A 16,996-nucleotide genomic window follows, 5' to 3' on the forward strand; every position below is an offset into this window, starting at 1 on the left:
GTTCCCCGAACGGGAAAACCTGCGTCTGACCTTCCCGTTCGGCATGCCGCGGTCCGTGACGGAGGTGTGACGGACCGGCAATCGGAGGCGTTGAGACTGCCGCGCAGGCCAACTCCCGCCGATCACCCTGGAGGCACCGTGAGCAGTACGGCGAGTCCACCACCCCCCGCAGCCGCCGCGACCGACAACAGCATCGCGGCGCGCCCCGGGCTGCGCGGCTCTCTCGGCACCGCTTCGATCGTGCTGATGGTCCTGGCGGCCGCCGCACCGCTGACCGTCGTGGGCGGGGCCGTCCCCCTGGGCATCGCCCTGGGCAACGGCCCCGCGTATCCGGCCGCTTTCGCCGTCTGCTGCGTGGTGCTGCTGCTCTTCGCGGTCGGCTTCTGCGCGATGGCACGACACGTGCGCCAGGCCGGAGCGTTCTACGCATACGTCGACAAGGGCCTCGGCCGGCGCGCCGGACTCGGCTCCGCGTTCCTCGCCCTGGTCACCTACACGGCGATCCAGGTGTCGGTGTACGGGTACATCGGTGTCGCCCTCGACAGCCTCGTCCAGTCCTACGGCGGGCCGCACATCCCGTGGTGGGTATGGACCGGTGCCATGATCGCCCTGGTAGGGGTGCTCGGCTACCGGCATGTCGACCTCAGCGGCAAGGTGCTCGGCGCACTGCTGATCGGAGAGGTCGGCATCGTCCTCGCGCTGGACGCAGCCGTCGTGGCCACCGGCGGCGACCACGGTCTGTCCACCGCGCTGGTCACTCCCTCGCAGCTCACCTCCGGATCGCCGGGCGTCGCGGTCACCTTCGCCATCGCCGCGTTCATCGGCTTCGAGGCCACGGCCGTCTTCCGCAGCGAGGCCCGCGACCCCGACCGGACCATTCCGCGCGCCACATATCTGGCCCTCGCGCTCGTGGGCGGCTTCTACACGCTCTCCAGCTGGGCTCTGGTGTCCGCGTGGGGCGATGAGCAGGCGGTGGCAGCCGCCGGCCGCGACCCCGAGGGCATGCTGATGGCGACCGTGAGCCGCTACCTCGGGCCGTTCGCCGAACACCTCGCCCAGGCCCTGTTCGTGACGAGCCTCTTCGCCTGCGTGCTGTCCTTCCACCACGTCATCGCCCGCTATCTGCACTCGCTCGCCGAACGCGAGGCCCTGCCCTCACGGCTCGGCCGCGCCCACCCGCGCCACCACTCGCCGTACACGGCGTCCCTGGTGCAGACGGCGAGCGCCGCAGCGCTGATCGCCGTGTTCACCCTCGCCGGGATGGATCCCATCACCCAGATCTTCACGTGGATGGCGGGCGTGGCCACCGCGGGCGTCGACGTCCTGATGCTGCTCACGTGTGTCGCGGTGCTGGTGTTCTTCCACCGCACGGGAAGCGACACCCGTCCCTGGCACACCCGCTGGGCGCCCGCTCTCGGCGGCCTGGGCCTGGCCGCGCTGCTGACCCTGACGGTCCTCAACTTCCCTCTGCTGATCGGCGGTTCCACCACCCTGGCCGCAGCGCTGCTCGGCGTGCCGGCCGCTTCCTTCGTGGTCGGTGTCGTACGAGAACGGCGGCGCCCCACCGGCGAGGTTCCCGTCCCCGCCTGAGTCCGGGGGGTCCTCCCCCCACCGTCCCGACCCCTGACCACCCGCACATCCAGAGATCCAGGAGCATTCCATGACCGTGACCGACACCGCTGCCACCGGGGCCCTCACCGTGCCCCCGCCCGCGCACCCCCTCGCCATGCTCACCGCCGACGAGATACACGCCGCCCGCGCCGTCCTGGACGCGGCCGGGCACCTCGGCGACGGCGTGCGTTTCGTCTCCGCGGTGCCCGAGGAGCCGGCCAAGGCCGAGCTGCTCGCCTTCTCCCCCGGCGGCCCGGTGGACCGGCGGCTGCGGATCCTGCTCCTCGACCGGGCGAACGGCGCCTCGTACGACACGATCGTCTCCGTCACGCGCGGCACCGTGGACCGCTTCGAGAAGATCGACACCGCGGCGTCCGGTCAACTTCCCATCCTCGACGAGGAGTTCGAGACCGTTCAGGAGATCCTCGACGCGGACGCTTCCTGGAGGAAGGCGCTGGCCCGCCGGGGCCTGGATGCCTCGACCGTGCGAGCGGTCCCGCTCTCCGCCGGCCACTACGGGTACGAGAGCGAGGCAGGCCGCCGTATCGTCCGCAGCTTCGGATTCCACCAGGACCACGAGCAGGACCACCCCTGGGCCCACCCGGTCGACGGCCTGGTCGCGTACGTCGACCTGACGGCACGCACCGTCGTGCAGGTCATCGACGACGAGCTGGTCCCGGTGCCCGAGGAGCCCGGCAACTTCCAGGACCCCGCGTACACCGGACCGGCCCGCAGCACCCTCAAGCCCATCGAGATCACGCAGCCCGAGGGCGTCAGCTTCTCCGTCGAGGACGGGGTCGTCCGCTGGGAGAACTGGACTCTGCGGCTCGGCTTCAACGTCCGCGAGGGCCTGACCCTCCACCAGATCAGTTTCCACGACCGTGAAAAGGGTCGCGACCGGTCCGTCGTGCACCGTGCCTCGATCGCGGAAATGGTCGTCCCGTACGCCGATCCGTCCCCGGTGCGGTTCTGGCAGAACTACTTCGACCAGGGCGAATACCTCTTCGGCCGCTACACCAACTCCCTGGAGCTCGGCTGCGACTGCCTCGGTGAGATCCACTACACGGACGTCGTCGTCGCCGACGAGCACGGCGAGCCGCGGACCATCCGCAACGCGATCTGCATGCACGAGGAGGACTACGGCGTGCTGTGGAAGCACTCCGACCTCTTCGCGGGCTCGAACGAGACCCGCCGCCAGCGCCGCCTGGTGATCTCGTTCTTCACCACCGTCGGGAACTACGACTACGGCTTCTACTGGTACCTCTACCTGGACGGCACCATCGAGTGCGAGTCCAAGGCCACCGGCGTCGTCTTCACGTCCGGGTACCCGGAGCAGGGGCGGGAGTTCGCGACCGAGATCGCCCCCGGCCTGGGCGCACCCTTCCACCAGCACCTCTTCTCCGCCCGGCTGGACATGGCCGTCGACGGGCAGTTCAACGCCGTCGACGAGATCGATGCCGTACGCGTGCCCGTGAGCGACAAGAACCCGCACGGCAACGCCTTCGGACGGCAGGTCACCCGCCTGCGCAGCGAGCAGGCGGCGCAGCGGCAGGCCGACGGCAGCCGGGGCAGGGTCTGGCACGTGGTCAACCCGGAGGTGACCAACCGGCTCGGGCAGCCCGTCGGTTACGCCCTCGTCCCCGAAGGACTGCCGACACTGCTCGCCGACGACTCGGCGTCCGTCACCTCCCGAGCAGCCTTCGCCACCCGCCACCTGTGGGTCACCCGCCACGCAGACGACGAGCGCTACCCGGCGGGCGACCTGGTCAACCAGCACCCTGGCGGCGCGGGACTGCCTGCCTGGACGGCCGCCGACCGCAGCGTCGAGGGCGAGGACATCGTGCTGTGGCACACCTTCGGTCTCACCCACTTCCCGCGTCCCGAGGACTGGCCGGTCATGCCGGTCGACTACGCGGGCTTCTCCCTCAAGCCCGTCGGTTTCTTCGACCGCAACCCCACCCTTGACGTGCCGCGCAGCAGCAGCGGGGGGCACTGCCACGGCGATGAGCAGGCGTCGGCGTGCCACTGAGGCACGCGGTGGTGCACGGCACAGCGGGTCACGGTTCGGCGGCGCACGGATCAGCGCTGCACGGATCAGCGCTGCACACCGCGCTGATGGCGGTCATGGCGATCCTCGGTTCGGTCTGCGCACTGGCCGCACTGTGGTCCGGGCGGCGGGGCAGCGCAGGCCGGTGCTGGCTGCCACACCTCGTCATGGGGGTCGTCATGGCCGCTGTCTGCCTGCCGGACGCCGGTGCCGTCGTGCCCTGGACGGGCGCGGCGGCGCTGGCCGCGGTGGCGGTGTGGTCGACGCGGCCGACCACCCGCCCGGCTACCGTCAGCTGGTACACCTGCACCGACCTGGTGGCTTGCGGTGTGCTGCTCGCCCTGACCGCCTGGGCGGCATCCACACCCGACGGTCCGGCAGGCCATCCCGCCCTTCCCGGTGCGGCCGTGCCGGTCACCGTCGCTGTCACGCTGGCCTGGGCGGCCGCACGCGCGGCCCTTTTCGCAGGCACCCTGCCGCCCCGTACACCAGTCCGCGACCCACTGGGAGCACGGCTCGCCCGGCTGGGCGGCCCGCTCATGGTGCCGCTGATGGGCGTGATGGTGCTGACGGCCTGAAACGACCTGCAGAAGGCTCGTCGGCGTTGCGGTGATCTTGTCCTGAGTTCGGGCAACGAGCAGGATGAAAGTGGGACTGGGCCGGCTGGAGGGGAACCATGGCTGATCACTGGGTGAGGCTCGAACTCGATGTCGCCGCCTTTGATGCGCAGCAATTAGAGAAGTATGTGACGAGGTGTCGGGTCGAGGGTATTCGCCTCACCACTCTTGCCGAGTTGGGGGACACGCCGGAACATCGTCGCGCGTTGTACGAGCTGAACAAGGAGTGCTCTGCCGACATCCCGGAACGGGGGGAGTTCTACTGCTTCGACGAGTATGCGGAGCGGCGCTTTGCAGTCGCTTCCTACGATCCTCGCGGGGTTGTGATCGCATTGGATGGCGAGGCCTGGATCGGTATGGCGGCAACGTCGAATCACGGGGACTTCGTATTCAACGAGATGACCGGAGTACGAGCCGGTCACCGAGGCCGTGGCATTTCGATCGCCATGAAGACGTTCGGGATGGGATTCGCCAAGGAGTGTGGAGCGAGCAAGGTCCAGACGTTCCTTCACCCGGCGAACGCGAGCGCCATAGCCATGAACCGGAGGATGGGATTCGTTGATGCGACCTTATGAGGCGAGTCCCATTCAGCTCACCCAAGGCAGCAGGACATGGGGGCGAGATGAAGCATCACTTCGTTGGTATCGGAGAGTTGACGGAGACCCCCCGAGTGTTGGATTCGTGACATGGCATCCGGTTACGCACTCCTCACTCCCACACTCGACATCACCCCCGTACGCCACATTCGCTCGCATGCCAGACACCATCACCGCGCGAGGCTGGCGCCCCTCGCGCACCATGAGAACCGTCGATGAGATATTCGAACCGCCGGTGCAGGCCGGCCTCGAGCAGCAGGTTCCGATCCGCTGCCCGCACTAAGTACGGGCATGCCACCGCGCCGCTCGCGCCCAGTACGTCGTTGCCGGGGCCGTCGGCGGCGCGACTGAGCTCGTCGACCAAACCGTTGAATTGGCACACCCGCCCAGGGCAGGCGGCGGCTCATCCGCGCAGTCGGGATCGGCGCTCCGCTCCCAGCCGGGCGTAGTGGTCGATCGCGTCGGGGGCGTCCACCGCGCCGGGGTTGACTACCTCCTCCACCGGCGCGCCCTGGAGCAGGCGTTTCACGGGGACCTCCAGCTTCTTGCCGGTGCGGGTGTGCGGGATCGCGGGGACTTCGAGGATTTCGTCGGGGACGTGGCGAGGTGAGGCGCCCTCGCGGACGGCCGTGCGGATCCGGTCCCGGAGGGCGTCGTCGAGGGTGGCTCCGGGCGCGGGGACGACGAACAGGGGCATCCAGTAGCCGCCGTCCGGCTCCTCCGCTCCGATGACCAACGCCTCGGCGACCTCCGGGAGTTGTTCGACGATGTCGTGGATGTCGGCGCTGCCGAAGCGGACTCCGTTGCGGTTGAGGGTGGAGTCGGAGCGGCCGTGGACGATCACGGATCCGTGGGCGGTGAGGGTGATCCAGTCGCCGTGCCGCCACACTCCCGGATACGCGGCGAAGTAGGCGTCGTGGAACCGGCTGCCGTCCGGGTCGTTCCAGAAGGAGAGCGGCATGGACGGCATCGGCCGGGTGACGACCAGTTCACCGACCTCGTCGACGACAGGGCTCCCTTCGGTGTCGTACGCGGCGAGGGCCACACCCAGGTGGGGCGCGGAGAGTTCCCCGGCCCACACGGGTGTCGTCGGTGCGCCGCCCGCGAAACCGGAGACCACGTCGGTCCCTCCGCTGCTGGAGGCGAGTTGGATGTGCGCGCCCACGTGGTCGCGCACCCAGGGGTAGGCGGAGGCGGGCAGGGTGGAACCGGTGCAGCCGATGCTGCGGACGGCCGACAGGTCGTACGTGTTCGGCTTGATGCCGAACTTGGCCATGCCGAGCAGGTATTGGGGGCTCGTGCCGAAGACCGTGACGCCGTGCCGGGCGGCGAGGTCCCACAGGATGTCGGGGCGTGCGTGCGGTGCGGGACTGCCGTCGTACGTGCAGGTCGTGGCCCCGGTCAGGAGGGTGGAGGCGACGAGGTTCCACATCATCCAGTGGGTCGTCGTGTACCAGAGGAGGCGCTGGCCAGGGCCGAGGTCGCTCTGGAGGCCGAGGGTCTTGAGGTGCTCCAGGAGGACGCCGCCGTGGCCGTGGACGATGCCCTTGGGCAGGCCGGTGGTACCGGAGGAGAACACGATCCACAGCGGATGGTCGAACGGTACGTCGGTGCAGGTGAGTTGCTCGGTGCGGCCGGTCGCATCCGGCCAGGGAAGCACGGGGCCGGGTTGCTGGTCGGCGTCCCAGGGAAGCCCGATGTGGTTCACGAGGACGGTGGCTTTCAACGTCGGCAGCGCTCGGGCCAGCTCGGCGGTGGCCGCGCGGCGGTCGTGCGCGGTGCCGTTGAAGTGGTAGCCGTCAGCGGCGATCAGGACGGTGGGCTCGAGCTGGGAGAAGCGGTCGGCGGCGGCCTTCGGGGCGTAGTCCTGGCCGCAGACCGACCAGACGGCGCCGAGGCTCGCGGTGGCGAGGAAGGCGACGATGGCGTGCGGGGTGTTGGGGAGGTAGCCGACGACCCGGTCGCCTTCCTGGACCCCGATGTCACGCAGCGCGGCGGCCAACGAGGCTACTTGGAACCGGAGTTGTCCGCCCGTCACCTCATGGCTCGCACCCGTCTCGTCGAGGGCGACGATCGCCGGCGTGTCCGGCCGCAGGTGGCGCAGGGCGTGGTGGGCGTAGTTGAGGGTGGCGCCGGGGAACCAGCGGGCGCCGGGCATCTTCTCCTCGGCCAGCACCCGCTCGTAGGGCGTGGCCGCGTCGATGGCGAAGTAGTCCCAGACCGCGCCCCAGAACCCTTCGAGGTCCGTGACCGACCAGCGGTGCAGGGCCGCGTAGTCGGCGGGGTCGATGCCGTTGCGGCGGGCGAAGTCGGCGATGCGGCTGTCCTCGGCGCTGTGCGGGTCGGGGAGCCAGAACGGGGCGGTGGTGGTCATCGGGCGCTGCTCCTCAGTACGGGGTCGGCGGGGCGGGCGGTGCACAGCAGGGGTGCCCAGGCCGTCCGGCCGGGGAAGTCTGTCCCGCCTGCGGGGACGGCGTCGAGGACGACACGGTCGGGGCGCAGCAGGACCGCGTCCGCGTGGCCGCGCCGGAGCCAGGCGGCGACGGTGCCGCCGTCGCCGATGGTCCGCGCGTCGACGAGCGGGGCGCCGATGCCTTCGGCGAGGGCCCGCAGGGTCGGGGTGGGGGGTGCGGCCGTCACGACGGCGAAGGAGTCGCCGAGGGTGGCGTCGAGCCGGGCGCGGGTGCCGTCGGTGTTCGTCCAGGGCTGGGGGCACGGGGTGCCGCCGAGCCGGCTGCGGTGCACGAGCGGACCGGCGGGCAGGGCGCGGGTGAAGTTGCGGCCTGCCAGGGTCGTTGCTCCGGGGATGCGGAACAGGGCGGAGACGGCTGTCCGGCGCAGTGCGGCGGCGCGGTCCTGGCCTCCGGTCATGGCCCAGCCGGTGGCGACCGCGAGGCGGATGACATGGCGTGCGTGCGGTTTGCGCTCCCGCTCGTATGTACCCAACAACCGTTCGTCGGCGCCTTGTTGGAGGACGCGGGCGAGTTTCCAGGTCAGGTTGTGGGCGTCGCGCAACCCTGTGCACAGCCCCTGCCCGACGAAGGGCGGGGTCAGGTGAGCCGCGTCGCCGAGCAAAAAGATCCGCCCGCGGGACCAGCGGTCGGCGACGGCGGCGCGGAACGTGTACTGCGCCTGCCGGATCACCTCGAAGTCCACCGCGTTCGCGAGGTCCACCCATGGGGCGACCAGCGCGAGCAGCCGCGCGCGATCCAGGTGCCTGCCTTGGCCGACTTGGCCGACTTGACCGTCCGGGCCGTCCGGGGCGTCCGGGGCGTCCGGCAGCCGGAACTCCCATCGGTAGCGGTCCTCGCCGACCCTCATGAAGGTGGCGGGCCACTGCGGGTCGCAGACCTGGTCGACGCCCTCCCAGCAGCGGACAGCCGCCTTGGTCCGTACGTCGATGACGGTCCAGCGCTCCTCGAAGTCCAGGTCCTCCCATCTCGCGCCGATGGCGTCGCGCGTCAGGCCGCCCGCGCCGTCGCATCCGAGAACGGCGTCGGCGTGCAGGACATGGTCACCCTCGTCATCGCGGTAGGTCACCCGGACCGAGGCGTCACCGTCCTGCTCTACGGCGGTCACCTCCGCGCCCCCGATCAGTTCGGACTCGGGACGCTCGGCCAGTGCGGCGCGCAACACCCGCTCCAGTTCCGGCTGGTCGAACATGCTCGTCTCCGGGAAACCGTGATGGCCTTCCGGAGAGCGCCGGAACTCGGCGATACGCCGATGCCGGGCGTCGAGGAGGCGCAGCCCCCGGCCCGGACGGGCGAGGCCAGCGAAGGCGTCGGCGACTCCTGCGGCCTGGAGGATGCGGCGTACCTCGTCGTCCATGGCCACGGCACGAGGCAGCGGGTAGACGTCCCGGTGCCGCTCCAGAATGACGCTGCGCACGCCGCGCCGGGCGAGCAGCAGCGCGGCGGTGACGCCCACCGGACCGGCACCGACGATCACGACCGGGATGTGGGCCGGCGCGGCCTGTTCCGCTGTCATGCGACTTCCCTCCCCTGTCATCAGTGGGCGTACGCGACCGGGGTGCGCTGTTCACCGAGGTCGATGCGCCCGTCGGGCGTGGCGATCGTGGCGGTGACGAGGTCGCCCTCGTGCAGGTAGTGCGGGTTCTTGGCCTGCCCCTTGAAGAACGCCTGCCACTTCACGGCGGGCGGGAGCAGCGCCGCGATCTTCTTGACGGCCTTCGGCGGCGCCTTGAGGGCCGTGCCGCCGGGCGTACCGGTCAGCAGCAGGTCACCGGGGGCGAGCTCCTGGAAGCGGGCCAGGAGGGTCAGCGCCTGCGCGGGGTGGACGATCACGTCGGCGAGGGTGCGGTCCTGGCGCAGCTCGCCGTTGACGGAGAGCCGCAGCCGCAGGTCAAGGAAGTGGGCGAAGTCCTCCGGCTCCAGGAGCACGAGGTGGGGGCCTGTGGGCGTGAAGGTGGGGTAGGACTTGCTCTCGTAGAACTGGGTCCGGGTCAGCTGGATGTCGCGGGCGCTGACGTCATTGGTGAGCACGAGTCCGGCCACGTACGTCGGCAGGTCCCGTTCCTCGACGACGGTGCCGACGGGCAGCGGCGCGCCCATGACCAGGCCGAGTTCGACCTCGTAGTCGAGGAGTTTCACGTGGGCGGGACGGACGATGGTGTCCCGCGGACCGCTGACGGAGCCGGACGCCTTGCGGAAGAAGGCGGGCGGGAACTCTCCGGTGAACCCCGAATCGCGTGCGTGGCTGCGGTAGTTGACCATCTGGGCGACCACCCGGCAGGGCGTGGTGACCGGGGAGACCGGGTCCAGTTCCGCGACCGGTGTACCGGCATCCTCGGAGGCGGCGGCCTCGTGCACGGCGGCGCGGTCGGCGAGGAGGTCGGCGGTGGTGTCCGCCTTGGTCTCGATGCGGACGGCACCTGCGTCGCGGACCACCCACCAGCCGTCGGCGGTGCGCAGGATGTTCGTACTCATGTCAGTGCCTCTGTCGATAAGGGGGACGGGGTCAGGAGTTGGTGGCCTTGAGCAGGCCGAGCAGGCGGGCGGGGGCGAGTTCGTTGTCACCGCGCAAGGCGCGCACGACCTCCCGGACCCGGGACGGGGACGGGCTCGCGCCGAGGAAGTCGCGGGTGGCGGGCGGGCCCCACTGGGCGAGGCCACTCGTCGACATCGGCGCCCAGCCGGGTTCGAGGTCGCGGGCGAACAGGTCGCCGTCGGCGAAGTGCTCCAGCATGAAACGGTCGGGGTCGCGCCAGTAGTCGAAGATCTGGCTGCCCTGAATGTGTCGCCCGATGCCCCAACTGCGCTGGTATCCGCGCTCGTTGAGGTATACGCCGCCGGCCGCGAGCGCGTCGAGGTCGGTGACCTGGTAGGCGGAGTGGACGTAGCCGCACGCCGGGCCGAGGTGCATCGCCAGGGTGTGGTGGTCGACCGGGACCGTGCCCTGGTCGCAGCGGATGAAGGCCATGGTGGGGCCGCGCTCGCGCTGCCCGTCGAGGAACAGGAAGTCGGACACGATCATGCCGAGCGTGTCCAGGTACCAGTCCAGGGCCCGCGCGAACACATTGGTCTCCAGGACGACATGTCCCAGGCGCTGGATGCGGGACGGCTCGCGGGGCGGGCGCTGCGGGGCGTTCACACGCGGGCGGTCGGTGCCGAAGTTGAGGAGCTGCGGCTGCTGGCCGGGCAGTTCGGCCAGTTCCTCGCCGCAGTGCACGACACGGACCCGGAACCCGGACGGGTCGAGCAGGTCGACCGTCCTGCCGCCGCCGGGGACATCCGCCTCGCGCACCGCCGCACCGGTCACCCGCGCGAGCCGGTCGACGTCGGCCGACTCGGCGGCACGGAAGGCGGGGCCGATGAAGCGCGAGGCGCGACCACGCCGGATCACCATGCACGGCGATCCCGCGAACGTGCCGCGCAGCCACAGCTCGCGCTCGGTGCGGGCGGCGACACCGAAGCCGAAGTCGCGGGCGAAGACCTCGGCGGGGTCGAGATCCGGCTTCTCGAACTCCAGCCAGGCCAGGTCCGCCACCTTGATCACGGGGTTCCGGGACCGGCCCGGATGCTCGCCCCGCAGGGCTCCCGCCGCACTGTGAAGGTCCTGATGGGCGGTCGCGACGTCGGGGGCCAAGGCCCCTTGGACGCGGGTTTCGGACATGGTGTCCTCCAACGCAACGTCGTTGTTTTGATGAAATCATCAGCTCTGATCGGATGCCCGTCAAGACACTGGACCTCTCGGATCGCACCTATCTGATGAATCCATCAGATCTGTGGCGCGGCTTTGACCGGGCTAGAATTGCTCCCATGCCCACGTCAACCCCGCCCCGCAACCGCTTCGAACGGCGACGCGCCGAGACGCGCGGCGCCCTCGTCCGCGCGGCCCGGCAGATCCTCGCCGAGTCCGGGGACACCAGCCCCAGCATCCAGGCGATCGCGGAGCGCGCCGACGTCGGCTTCGGCTCGTTCTACAACCACTTCGCGTCGAAGACGGAGCTGTTCGACGCGGCGGTGGTGGACGCCCTGGAGGAGTTCGGCCGGTCCTTCGACGAATCTCTGGCCGCGATCGACGATCCCGCCGAGCTCGTCGCGGCGGGCTTCCGGCTCAGCGCCCGCATGGCCGACTCGCACCCCGAGCTGATGCAGGTCCTGCGCCGCCGCGGCCTCGAGCATCTGCACTCCGACCGGGGACTCACCCCACGAGCCCTGCGCGACCTGGAGGTCGGCATGGCGTCCGGCCGCTTCACGGTCGTCGACCCGACGATCGCCCTGTCCGCACTGGGCGGGAGCCTGCTCGCCCTGGTCGAACTGCGCTTCACCCGGCCCGAGTTGGACGGCGACGAAGCGGCGTCCAACCTCGCCGGGATGGTCCTGCGCATGCTGGGCGTTCCCGCGTCCGACGCCCACGACGTCGCCCGGCGCCCCCTGCCGACCCTGCCGTGACCTGGCTGTCCGGCTGAACTGCCGCTCCCGGGGCGCGCCACGGGTTGTTCGTGCAGCGCAAGGTCGGGGGCGACGCCCTGGACCTGGTCGCGACGTGGGTCGCGTCAGCGCGCGGGGCGGCCCACGGCGGCCAACTCGCGGTGCGGGTAGGGCCCGTCCGGCAAGGCGCCGTTCAACCAGTCGGTGAGCCACTCGGCCAGCGACTGCCCGAGCGGGGCCGGGGCATGTTCCGCGCAACACAGGTTAGGGTCCCAGTCCCCCATTTGGCCGTCGGCCGTCCTGAAGTCGACCAGCGCCCACATCGCGCATCGCCGGTCCATCAACGGGACGATCCCTGGGGGAGCGGCCTCTCGGGATCACCGAAATCCCTGTACGCCTCCGTCACGTCCGCGCAATCGCTGAACCAGTCGCCGGTATCTGTCAGCGACACGACATCCCACGGCCCGAAGCCCCCCGTTGGCGACTTCGAGATAGAGCCGCCGCAGCAGCGCGGGCATCGGGTGGCCCACCATCCGCTCCACCGCCCGGACATCCTCCTCGGCGGCAGGCTCCGGCAGTTCCCGGTCAGCCACCGCCTCACGCACAGCCAGGATGAGATCGTCATCAGTCACGTGCAGATCTTCGCCGACACCGGGCCGCACCCGACAGAGCCGCTCACTCACGTGATCGCCGGCGCCGTGCCTGTACTGCGTTCCCCCCGCCCCCAGAACCGCACGGACCATGCCATGACGGATCGTCACCAACAAATCCGGTGAATCCACTTCGCGCAATGACCCTGCCGCCATCGCCGACGGCAAAGGCGCACGGAATCACGCCCTCACTACAGGAGAGTTACGCCCAAATCACTTCTGGTGCAGGGGCGTTGGCCTCTTGACGAGGCACTTCCGCCGCAGTCTAATGCTGTGATCTACGGGGAGGTCACGCGTGGGGGAGTTCCAGTTCGCCGCCCCGACGCGGCAGGGCCCCCTTCTGAGCGCGGCTGCGCTGTGAGCTTCTTTCGCGCGGGCGATGACGTCCGCGCTCCTTCGAGGGCGCCGACCGTCCTGCGGCTTCGATGCCGGAAGGACAGACCCGCCAGCCGGCCCGTTCGTCGCGTGGGCCGGTGGCCCGGCTGTCTTCCCAGGCCCGTCCAGGGCCATCGCGCTCAGGAGCCGATTCCCGATTCCAAGTCCACGGAACGGCACATCACCTTTCCTTGACCGGCGCGTGCACATCACTGGGCCGGGACGCAACAGGCCACTCCGGTCCGTCAGATGTCGACCCATCAGAAAGGAACCATAGATGAGCATGAGGTCAACGAATCGGCGGCAGTTCCTTCAGCGACTGGGAGGCACCCTTGCTGTCGGAGCAGGAGTCGCGTTCACTCCCGCTGGGTTCGCCTCGGCATCGCCCAAGACCCCTGGCTATACGGGCGGCGGGGCGGCGTACTCGCAAGGCTGCGCGCAGTGTTCGTACCCGGGAGACCCCGGCTTTGTCGCCACGAGACCGGAGGAACTGGATGCCGCCAAAGCCAGTTGGGAAACGCCGGAATATGGATACTACACCGGCCATATCCCCGCCACTTCTGGCACAGAGATCAATTCTCCATGGCAGCTTGTCGCGGTGAACGCGTCCACCGCCTACGCCCTCGGGTACTGCGGGCGCGGCGTCGCGCTGGGCATGATGGATTCCGGCTACAGAGTCACCCACGAAGCGTTCCAGACCGAGCGGATCGTTCCGGTGCGAGCGGAGGGCGTCTACGGCACGTCCGGCTTCGGATATCGGAACACGGCTACCCCGGCGAACCCGTTCACCGCGGGCGAGCCGTTCATCGTGGACGGCGATCAGGCGAGAACAAGTGACTACGGGCACGGCACCGGCATGCTCGGGGTGACCTCCGGCATACGTGACGGTAAGGGCCAGCACGGCATCGCCTCCGGGGCGACGATGTACGCCGCCAAGACCGGCGGTTCCGACACCCAGTCCCACGGCCCTTTCCACGATTACGTGTACTGGTACACGGCCAATAAGGCCCTGGTGGACGCGGGCGCCCAGGTCATCAACAGCAGTTGGGGCTCCTACGTCCAGACTCTCAACAGAACCCGCTTTGACGGCTTGGGCAACGACCTCGGACCCGACGGGAACCTCGCCAAGGCCTACCAACTTCCCGGCAAGGACAGCGCCAGCGCCACGGCGATGGCGACGATCGTCCCCAACGAGGACCTGAAGGACCTGGAGTACCAGTACTTCTTCTTCAAGAAGAGCTACTCGGAAGACGGCATTCAATACAATCCGGACCACCCCGGACGTTCCTTCATGGAAGCCATCTGGGACGCCATCAAGGACAGCGGCACCGTCAACGTGAGGTCGGCCGGCAACAACGACTGGAGCAACCCGTATTATCGCCCGGCATATCCCTTCTTCAACCCCCAGGCGGAGCAGCAGTGGGTAGCCGTCGGCGGAGTGCAGCCGCCCACTGAGGCCAATCCCGAATACACAAAGCAGTACGGGTACAACGAGGCGGGGCTCGCCAAATGGTGGACCGTGTCGGCCCCTTCGAACAACGTCCGGACCGCGAACAGCGGCGGTGACACCATCTATTCGAACTCGAGCGGCACGTCACCGGCGACGCCCGTTGCGACTTCGGTGATGGGGGTCCTGCTCTCCCGCTATCCGAACATGAACGCCAAGCAAGTGCGTGAGCTGATGCTGACCACGACGAACAATAAAATGTCCGACGGCGTGAAATTCCTCGGGACCGGACAAAACTCCCCCTCGGGCAAATCCATCGCCTGGACCGCGCCCGACGGCCTCCCGGACGAACGCTGGGGCTGGGGGATACCCGATCTGGCCAAGGGCATGTACGGCCCCGGCCAGTTCCTGAGCCCCATGACCTACAACATGGACAAGGCACCCCTGGACGTCTGGTCGAACGACATAAGCCAGATCGCGATAAAGGAAAGAGAAAAGGAAGATCTGGCGTGGCTGGCGCGCTACAAGAAGGAAGGCATCGCCTACGCCGGTGAATTCAGCCCCAACGTGCTGAACCCGGATGGCACGCTCGACGAGCAGGCCTTCATGCTTCAGGGCATTCTGGCTGATCCTCAAGTCCAAGCCATCACTGACGGCCACCCCGAGTTGTACGACAAGATATCCCAAAAGGACGCCGTCAAGTGGCGCAAGGAATGGATGGACAAGCGCGCGGCCCACATTCAGAAAAAGATCGACAAGAACCTCTACACGGCCTCTCTGACCAAGCAGGGCTCCGGGACGCTGATCACGACGGGCGACAACACCTACGAGGGCGGCACAACGATTGAAGGCGGCAAGCTTTCGATCACCGGCTCACACGCAAGCTCGATCGACGTCAAGGGCGGCAAGCTCGGCGGCACCGGCTTCGTGGCAGGCAGCGTCGACGTCGACTGCGGGGCGCTCCAGCCCGGTCTGTCGGCCGGCGAAGCGGCGTCCGCGCTGCGCATCACCCTCACCGAGATCGCTCCCGGCAACGTCCTGAACGTCGGTGGCGACGTGACCATCCGCAGAGCGGGCCGCCTCGCCATCACGATCTCCGGCAACCACGACTGCACGAGCGTGCGGGCTGCGGGTGACCTGGTCCTTGAAGGCAGACTCACCCTGGACGTTCGCGCAGCCCTCGCTCGGGGCGCGGAACTGAAGATAATGAGCGGCGACTCGATCAAGGGCAACTTCCTCTCCCTGCCGGAAAAGCAGACCCTGAAGGCCGGCGGTCACACGTTCAGGGTGTCCTACCGGCACGGCGATGTGACGCTGACCGTCGTGCGATAGCAGAAGCGCTATCCCGGCCCGGGGCGAGGGCTCCCGGACATGCTCCCGAACGCGCGTCAGGGGTCAGCCGAAGGCAGCCCCCTGACGCGCGAAAACAACGTCGGGGTGGCGCCTGAGTGGAAGTCCAAGAAACTACGTGCCCGATGTGACCCGGCCGTCCAGAACTTTCGCGCGGTCTGCCGTCAGGGGGCGGAGCGGGACATGGTCGCGTCGACGGCCCGCATCGCGGCACCCTTCGGGTGGTAGGCCGGGGCGGCGAAGCTCAGCGGTGTCGCGGGGAAGGTGAACCCGCTCACCCACGGGTCGGCGGAGCAGATGTCGTGGCCGCGGGTCACCCGTGAGGCGCGGACGAGGTCGGCGTCGGCGCGGTGGGCGGCCTCGGCCGTGACGGCCGCGAGGCGCCGTGCCACCTGCCGGGCGCGCCTCAACTGGTCCGCGTCCAGCGGCAGTCGGTCCCGGCACCAGCCCGTGGCCGGCAGCACGGTCGCGTAATCGACAAAGCCGAGCCTCGCCGGGGCGCGCGACGGTGCACCTGCTGGGCGATGCGGTCCAACTGGCCGGGCAGGCGATCAAGGCGGTCGTCCACCTCGGTCCGCGGCGTCGCGGAGCACACCATCGGCCGCCAGTACAGCGGCACCCGGTCGCGGGCGTTGCCGCAGGACCAGGCGACCAGGTTGCCGAGGTAGGAGACATCGTTGCCGCCGATGGTGACCGTGACCAGGCGCGTGGTCGATCGCACGGCGTCCACCTGGGCCGGCTGGAAGAACTGACCGCCGTCGAGGACGTCGTGCGTGGTGGCGCCGGAGCACGTCACATCGGTCAGACTCATCTCCCTTGAGTGGGCTACGGGTTGGGCATAGTTGGCGTCGGATCGGGCGCACAGGGCGGGGCTGTTAGCGGCGCGCTGCCCCACGCCAGGGCCCGCGGCGAACGAGCTGCCCAGCGCCACGTACTCCCCCGTCCCGCCCGGCGGCCGCGTGCCCTGCCGGTACAGCACGGCCACACCGGCCCCGGCGGCCACGAGGACGAGGACCACGCAGACGCTCAGCGCGGTCAGGCATCGGCCGACCATGCGCCGGGCGCGGGACTGGGCCGCCCGCCGGTCGCGGCGGCGCCGCCACCACGAGGGGGCGCGCTCCTCGGCAGCCGGTTCGGACGTACTCACAGGGGCGCTCCTCGATGTCTCAAGTCCTTGGATCGGGACGGTCCGGACGGTCGGGCCGTCAGACCGTCAGATGCAGTCCGTCCGAGCCCAGCGTGATGTCGCCGTGGAAGTGGTCGTCCATCCTGGCGACGAACAACCGCCGCGCGATGCCAGGCCCCGGTGATGGCCCGTAGACGGCGTCGAACGCTTCGGCCACGCCCGCCGAGATCGTGCGGCACATGCCCGCGCCCTCGATGCCCGACGTGCTCACTGACGGTGCCGGG

Annotated in this window: 15 protein-coding genes; 6 read left to right on the top strand and 9 right to left on the bottom strand. The window is 69.5% G+C overall.

Features of this window, described 5'->3' with window-relative positions:
* Positions 1–138: 138 nt before the first annotated feature.
* The 4 genes from ACWIGU_RS00765 to ACWIGU_RS00780 all read left to right on the top strand — a co-directional run bounded on the left by ACWIGU_RS00765 (position 139) and on the right by ACWIGU_RS00780 (position 4,850).
* Positions 139–1,590, top strand: a complete 1,452-nt coding sequence (locus ACWIGU_RS00765; RefSeq protein WP_454396030.1) for an APC family permease — start codon at positions 139–141, stop codon at positions 1,588–1,590.
* 70 nt (positions 1,591–1,660) lie between these two features.
* Positions 1,661–3,640 carry a primary-amine oxidase gene (locus ACWIGU_RS00770; RefSeq protein WP_454396032.1) on the top strand — a complete coding sequence of 660 codons (1,980 nt, stop codon included), beginning with the start codon at positions 1,661–1,663 and terminating at the stop codon, positions 3,638–3,640.
* Complete coding sequence (locus ACWIGU_RS00775; RefSeq protein WP_454396033.1) at positions 3,631–4,236, top strand: hypothetical protein; 606 nt, start codon at positions 3,631–3,633, stop codon at positions 4,234–4,236. Before ACWIGU_RS00770 ends, ACWIGU_RS00775 begins: the two co-directional genes overlap by 10 nt.
* 98 nt (positions 4,237–4,334) lie before the next feature.
* Positions 4,335–4,850: a GNAT family N-acetyltransferase gene (locus ACWIGU_RS00780; RefSeq protein ID WP_454396035.1), complete on the top strand. Its 516-nt coding sequence runs from the start codon at positions 4,335–4,337 to the stop codon at positions 4,848–4,850.
* Between the two features lie 424 nt (positions 4,851–5,274).
* Here ACWIGU_RS00780 and ACWIGU_RS00785 read toward each other — a convergent pair whose 3' ends face one another.
* Genes ACWIGU_RS00785 through ACWIGU_RS00800 form a run of 4 tightly spaced genes read right to left on the bottom strand, consistent with a single transcriptional unit; the run spans position 5,275 to position 11,003 of the window.
* Complete coding sequence (locus tag ACWIGU_RS00785; RefSeq protein WP_454396037.1) at positions 5,275–7,245, bottom strand: acetoacetate--CoA ligase; 1,971 nt, start codon at positions 7,243–7,245, stop codon at positions 5,275–5,277.
* Entirely contained in the window at positions 7,242–8,858 is a 1,617-nt protein-coding gene (gene mhpA / locus ACWIGU_RS00790; protein WP_454396039.1) for a bifunctional 3-(3-hydroxy-phenyl)propionate/3-hydroxycinnamic acid hydroxylase MhpA, read from the bottom strand. Before mhpA ends, ACWIGU_RS00785 begins: the two co-directional genes overlap by 4 nt.
* Before the next feature lie 20 nt (positions 8,859–8,878).
* Positions 8,879–9,817 (bottom strand): fumarylacetoacetate hydrolase family protein, encoded by a 939-nt coding sequence (locus ACWIGU_RS00795; protein ID WP_454396041.1) that lies wholly within the window; start codon positions 9,815–9,817, stop codon positions 8,879–8,881.
* Positions 9,818–9,848: 31 nt separating this feature from the next.
* Positions 9,849–11,003, bottom strand: a complete 1,155-nt coding sequence (locus ACWIGU_RS00800; RefSeq protein WP_454396043.1) for a VOC family protein — start codon at positions 11,001–11,003, stop codon at positions 9,849–9,851.
* A gap of 146 nt (positions 11,004–11,149) precedes the next feature.
* On the opposite strand from ACWIGU_RS00800, the gene ACWIGU_RS00805 reads away from it, so the two are divergent.
* The gene (locus ACWIGU_RS00805; protein ID WP_454396045.1) at positions 11,150–11,785 is read left to right on the top strand and encodes a TetR/AcrR family transcriptional regulator; all 636 of its coding nucleotides are present in this window, start codon (positions 11,150–11,152) and stop codon (positions 11,783–11,785) included.
* Positions 11,786–11,889: 104 nt separating this feature from the next.
* Here the strand turns inward: ACWIGU_RS00805 and ACWIGU_RS00810 are convergent, their stop codons facing one another.
* A complete protein-coding gene (locus ACWIGU_RS00810; protein ID WP_454396047.1) occupies positions 11,890–12,105 on the bottom strand; it encodes a hypothetical protein in 216 nt (71 codons plus the stop codon).
* 36 nt (positions 12,106–12,141) lie between these two features.
* Positions 12,142–12,555 carry a hypothetical protein gene (locus tag ACWIGU_RS00815; RefSeq protein WP_454396049.1) on the bottom strand — a complete coding sequence of 138 codons (414 nt, stop codon included), beginning with the start codon at positions 12,553–12,555 and terminating at the stop codon, positions 12,142–12,144.
* 832 nt (positions 12,556–13,387) lie between these two features.
* Between ACWIGU_RS00815 and ACWIGU_RS00820 the strand changes: the two genes are divergently transcribed.
* On the top strand, positions 13,388–15,568 hold the full coding sequence (locus tag ACWIGU_RS00820; RefSeq protein WP_454396051.1) for a S8 family serine peptidase: 2,181 nt from the start codon (positions 13,388–13,390) through the stop codon (positions 15,566–15,568).
* Between the two features lie 182 nt (positions 15,569–15,750).
* On the opposite strand, the gene ACWIGU_RS00825 is transcribed toward ACWIGU_RS00820, so the two are convergent.
* Genes ACWIGU_RS00825 through ACWIGU_RS00835 form a run of 3 tightly spaced genes read right to left on the bottom strand, consistent with a single transcriptional unit; the run spans position 15,751 to position 16,983 of the window.
* Positions 15,751–15,978 (bottom strand): hypothetical protein, encoded by a 228-nt coding sequence (locus ACWIGU_RS00825; protein ID WP_454396053.1) that lies wholly within the window; start codon positions 15,976–15,978, stop codon positions 15,751–15,753.
* 14 nt (positions 15,979–15,992) lie between these two features.
* Positions 15,993–16,733 carry an SGNH/GDSL hydrolase family protein gene (locus tag ACWIGU_RS00830; RefSeq protein ID WP_454396055.1) on the bottom strand — a complete coding sequence of 247 codons (741 nt, stop codon included), beginning with the start codon at positions 16,731–16,733 and terminating at the stop codon, positions 15,993–15,995.
* 58 nt (positions 16,734–16,791) lie between these two features.
* Positions 16,792–16,983, bottom strand: a complete 192-nt coding sequence (locus tag ACWIGU_RS00835; RefSeq protein ID WP_454396057.1) for a hypothetical protein — start codon at positions 16,981–16,983, stop codon at positions 16,792–16,794.
* Positions 16,984–16,996 lie beyond the last annotated feature (13 nt).

The sequence above is a fragment of the Streptomyces sp. NPDC055400 genome, from assembly GCF_053644375.1.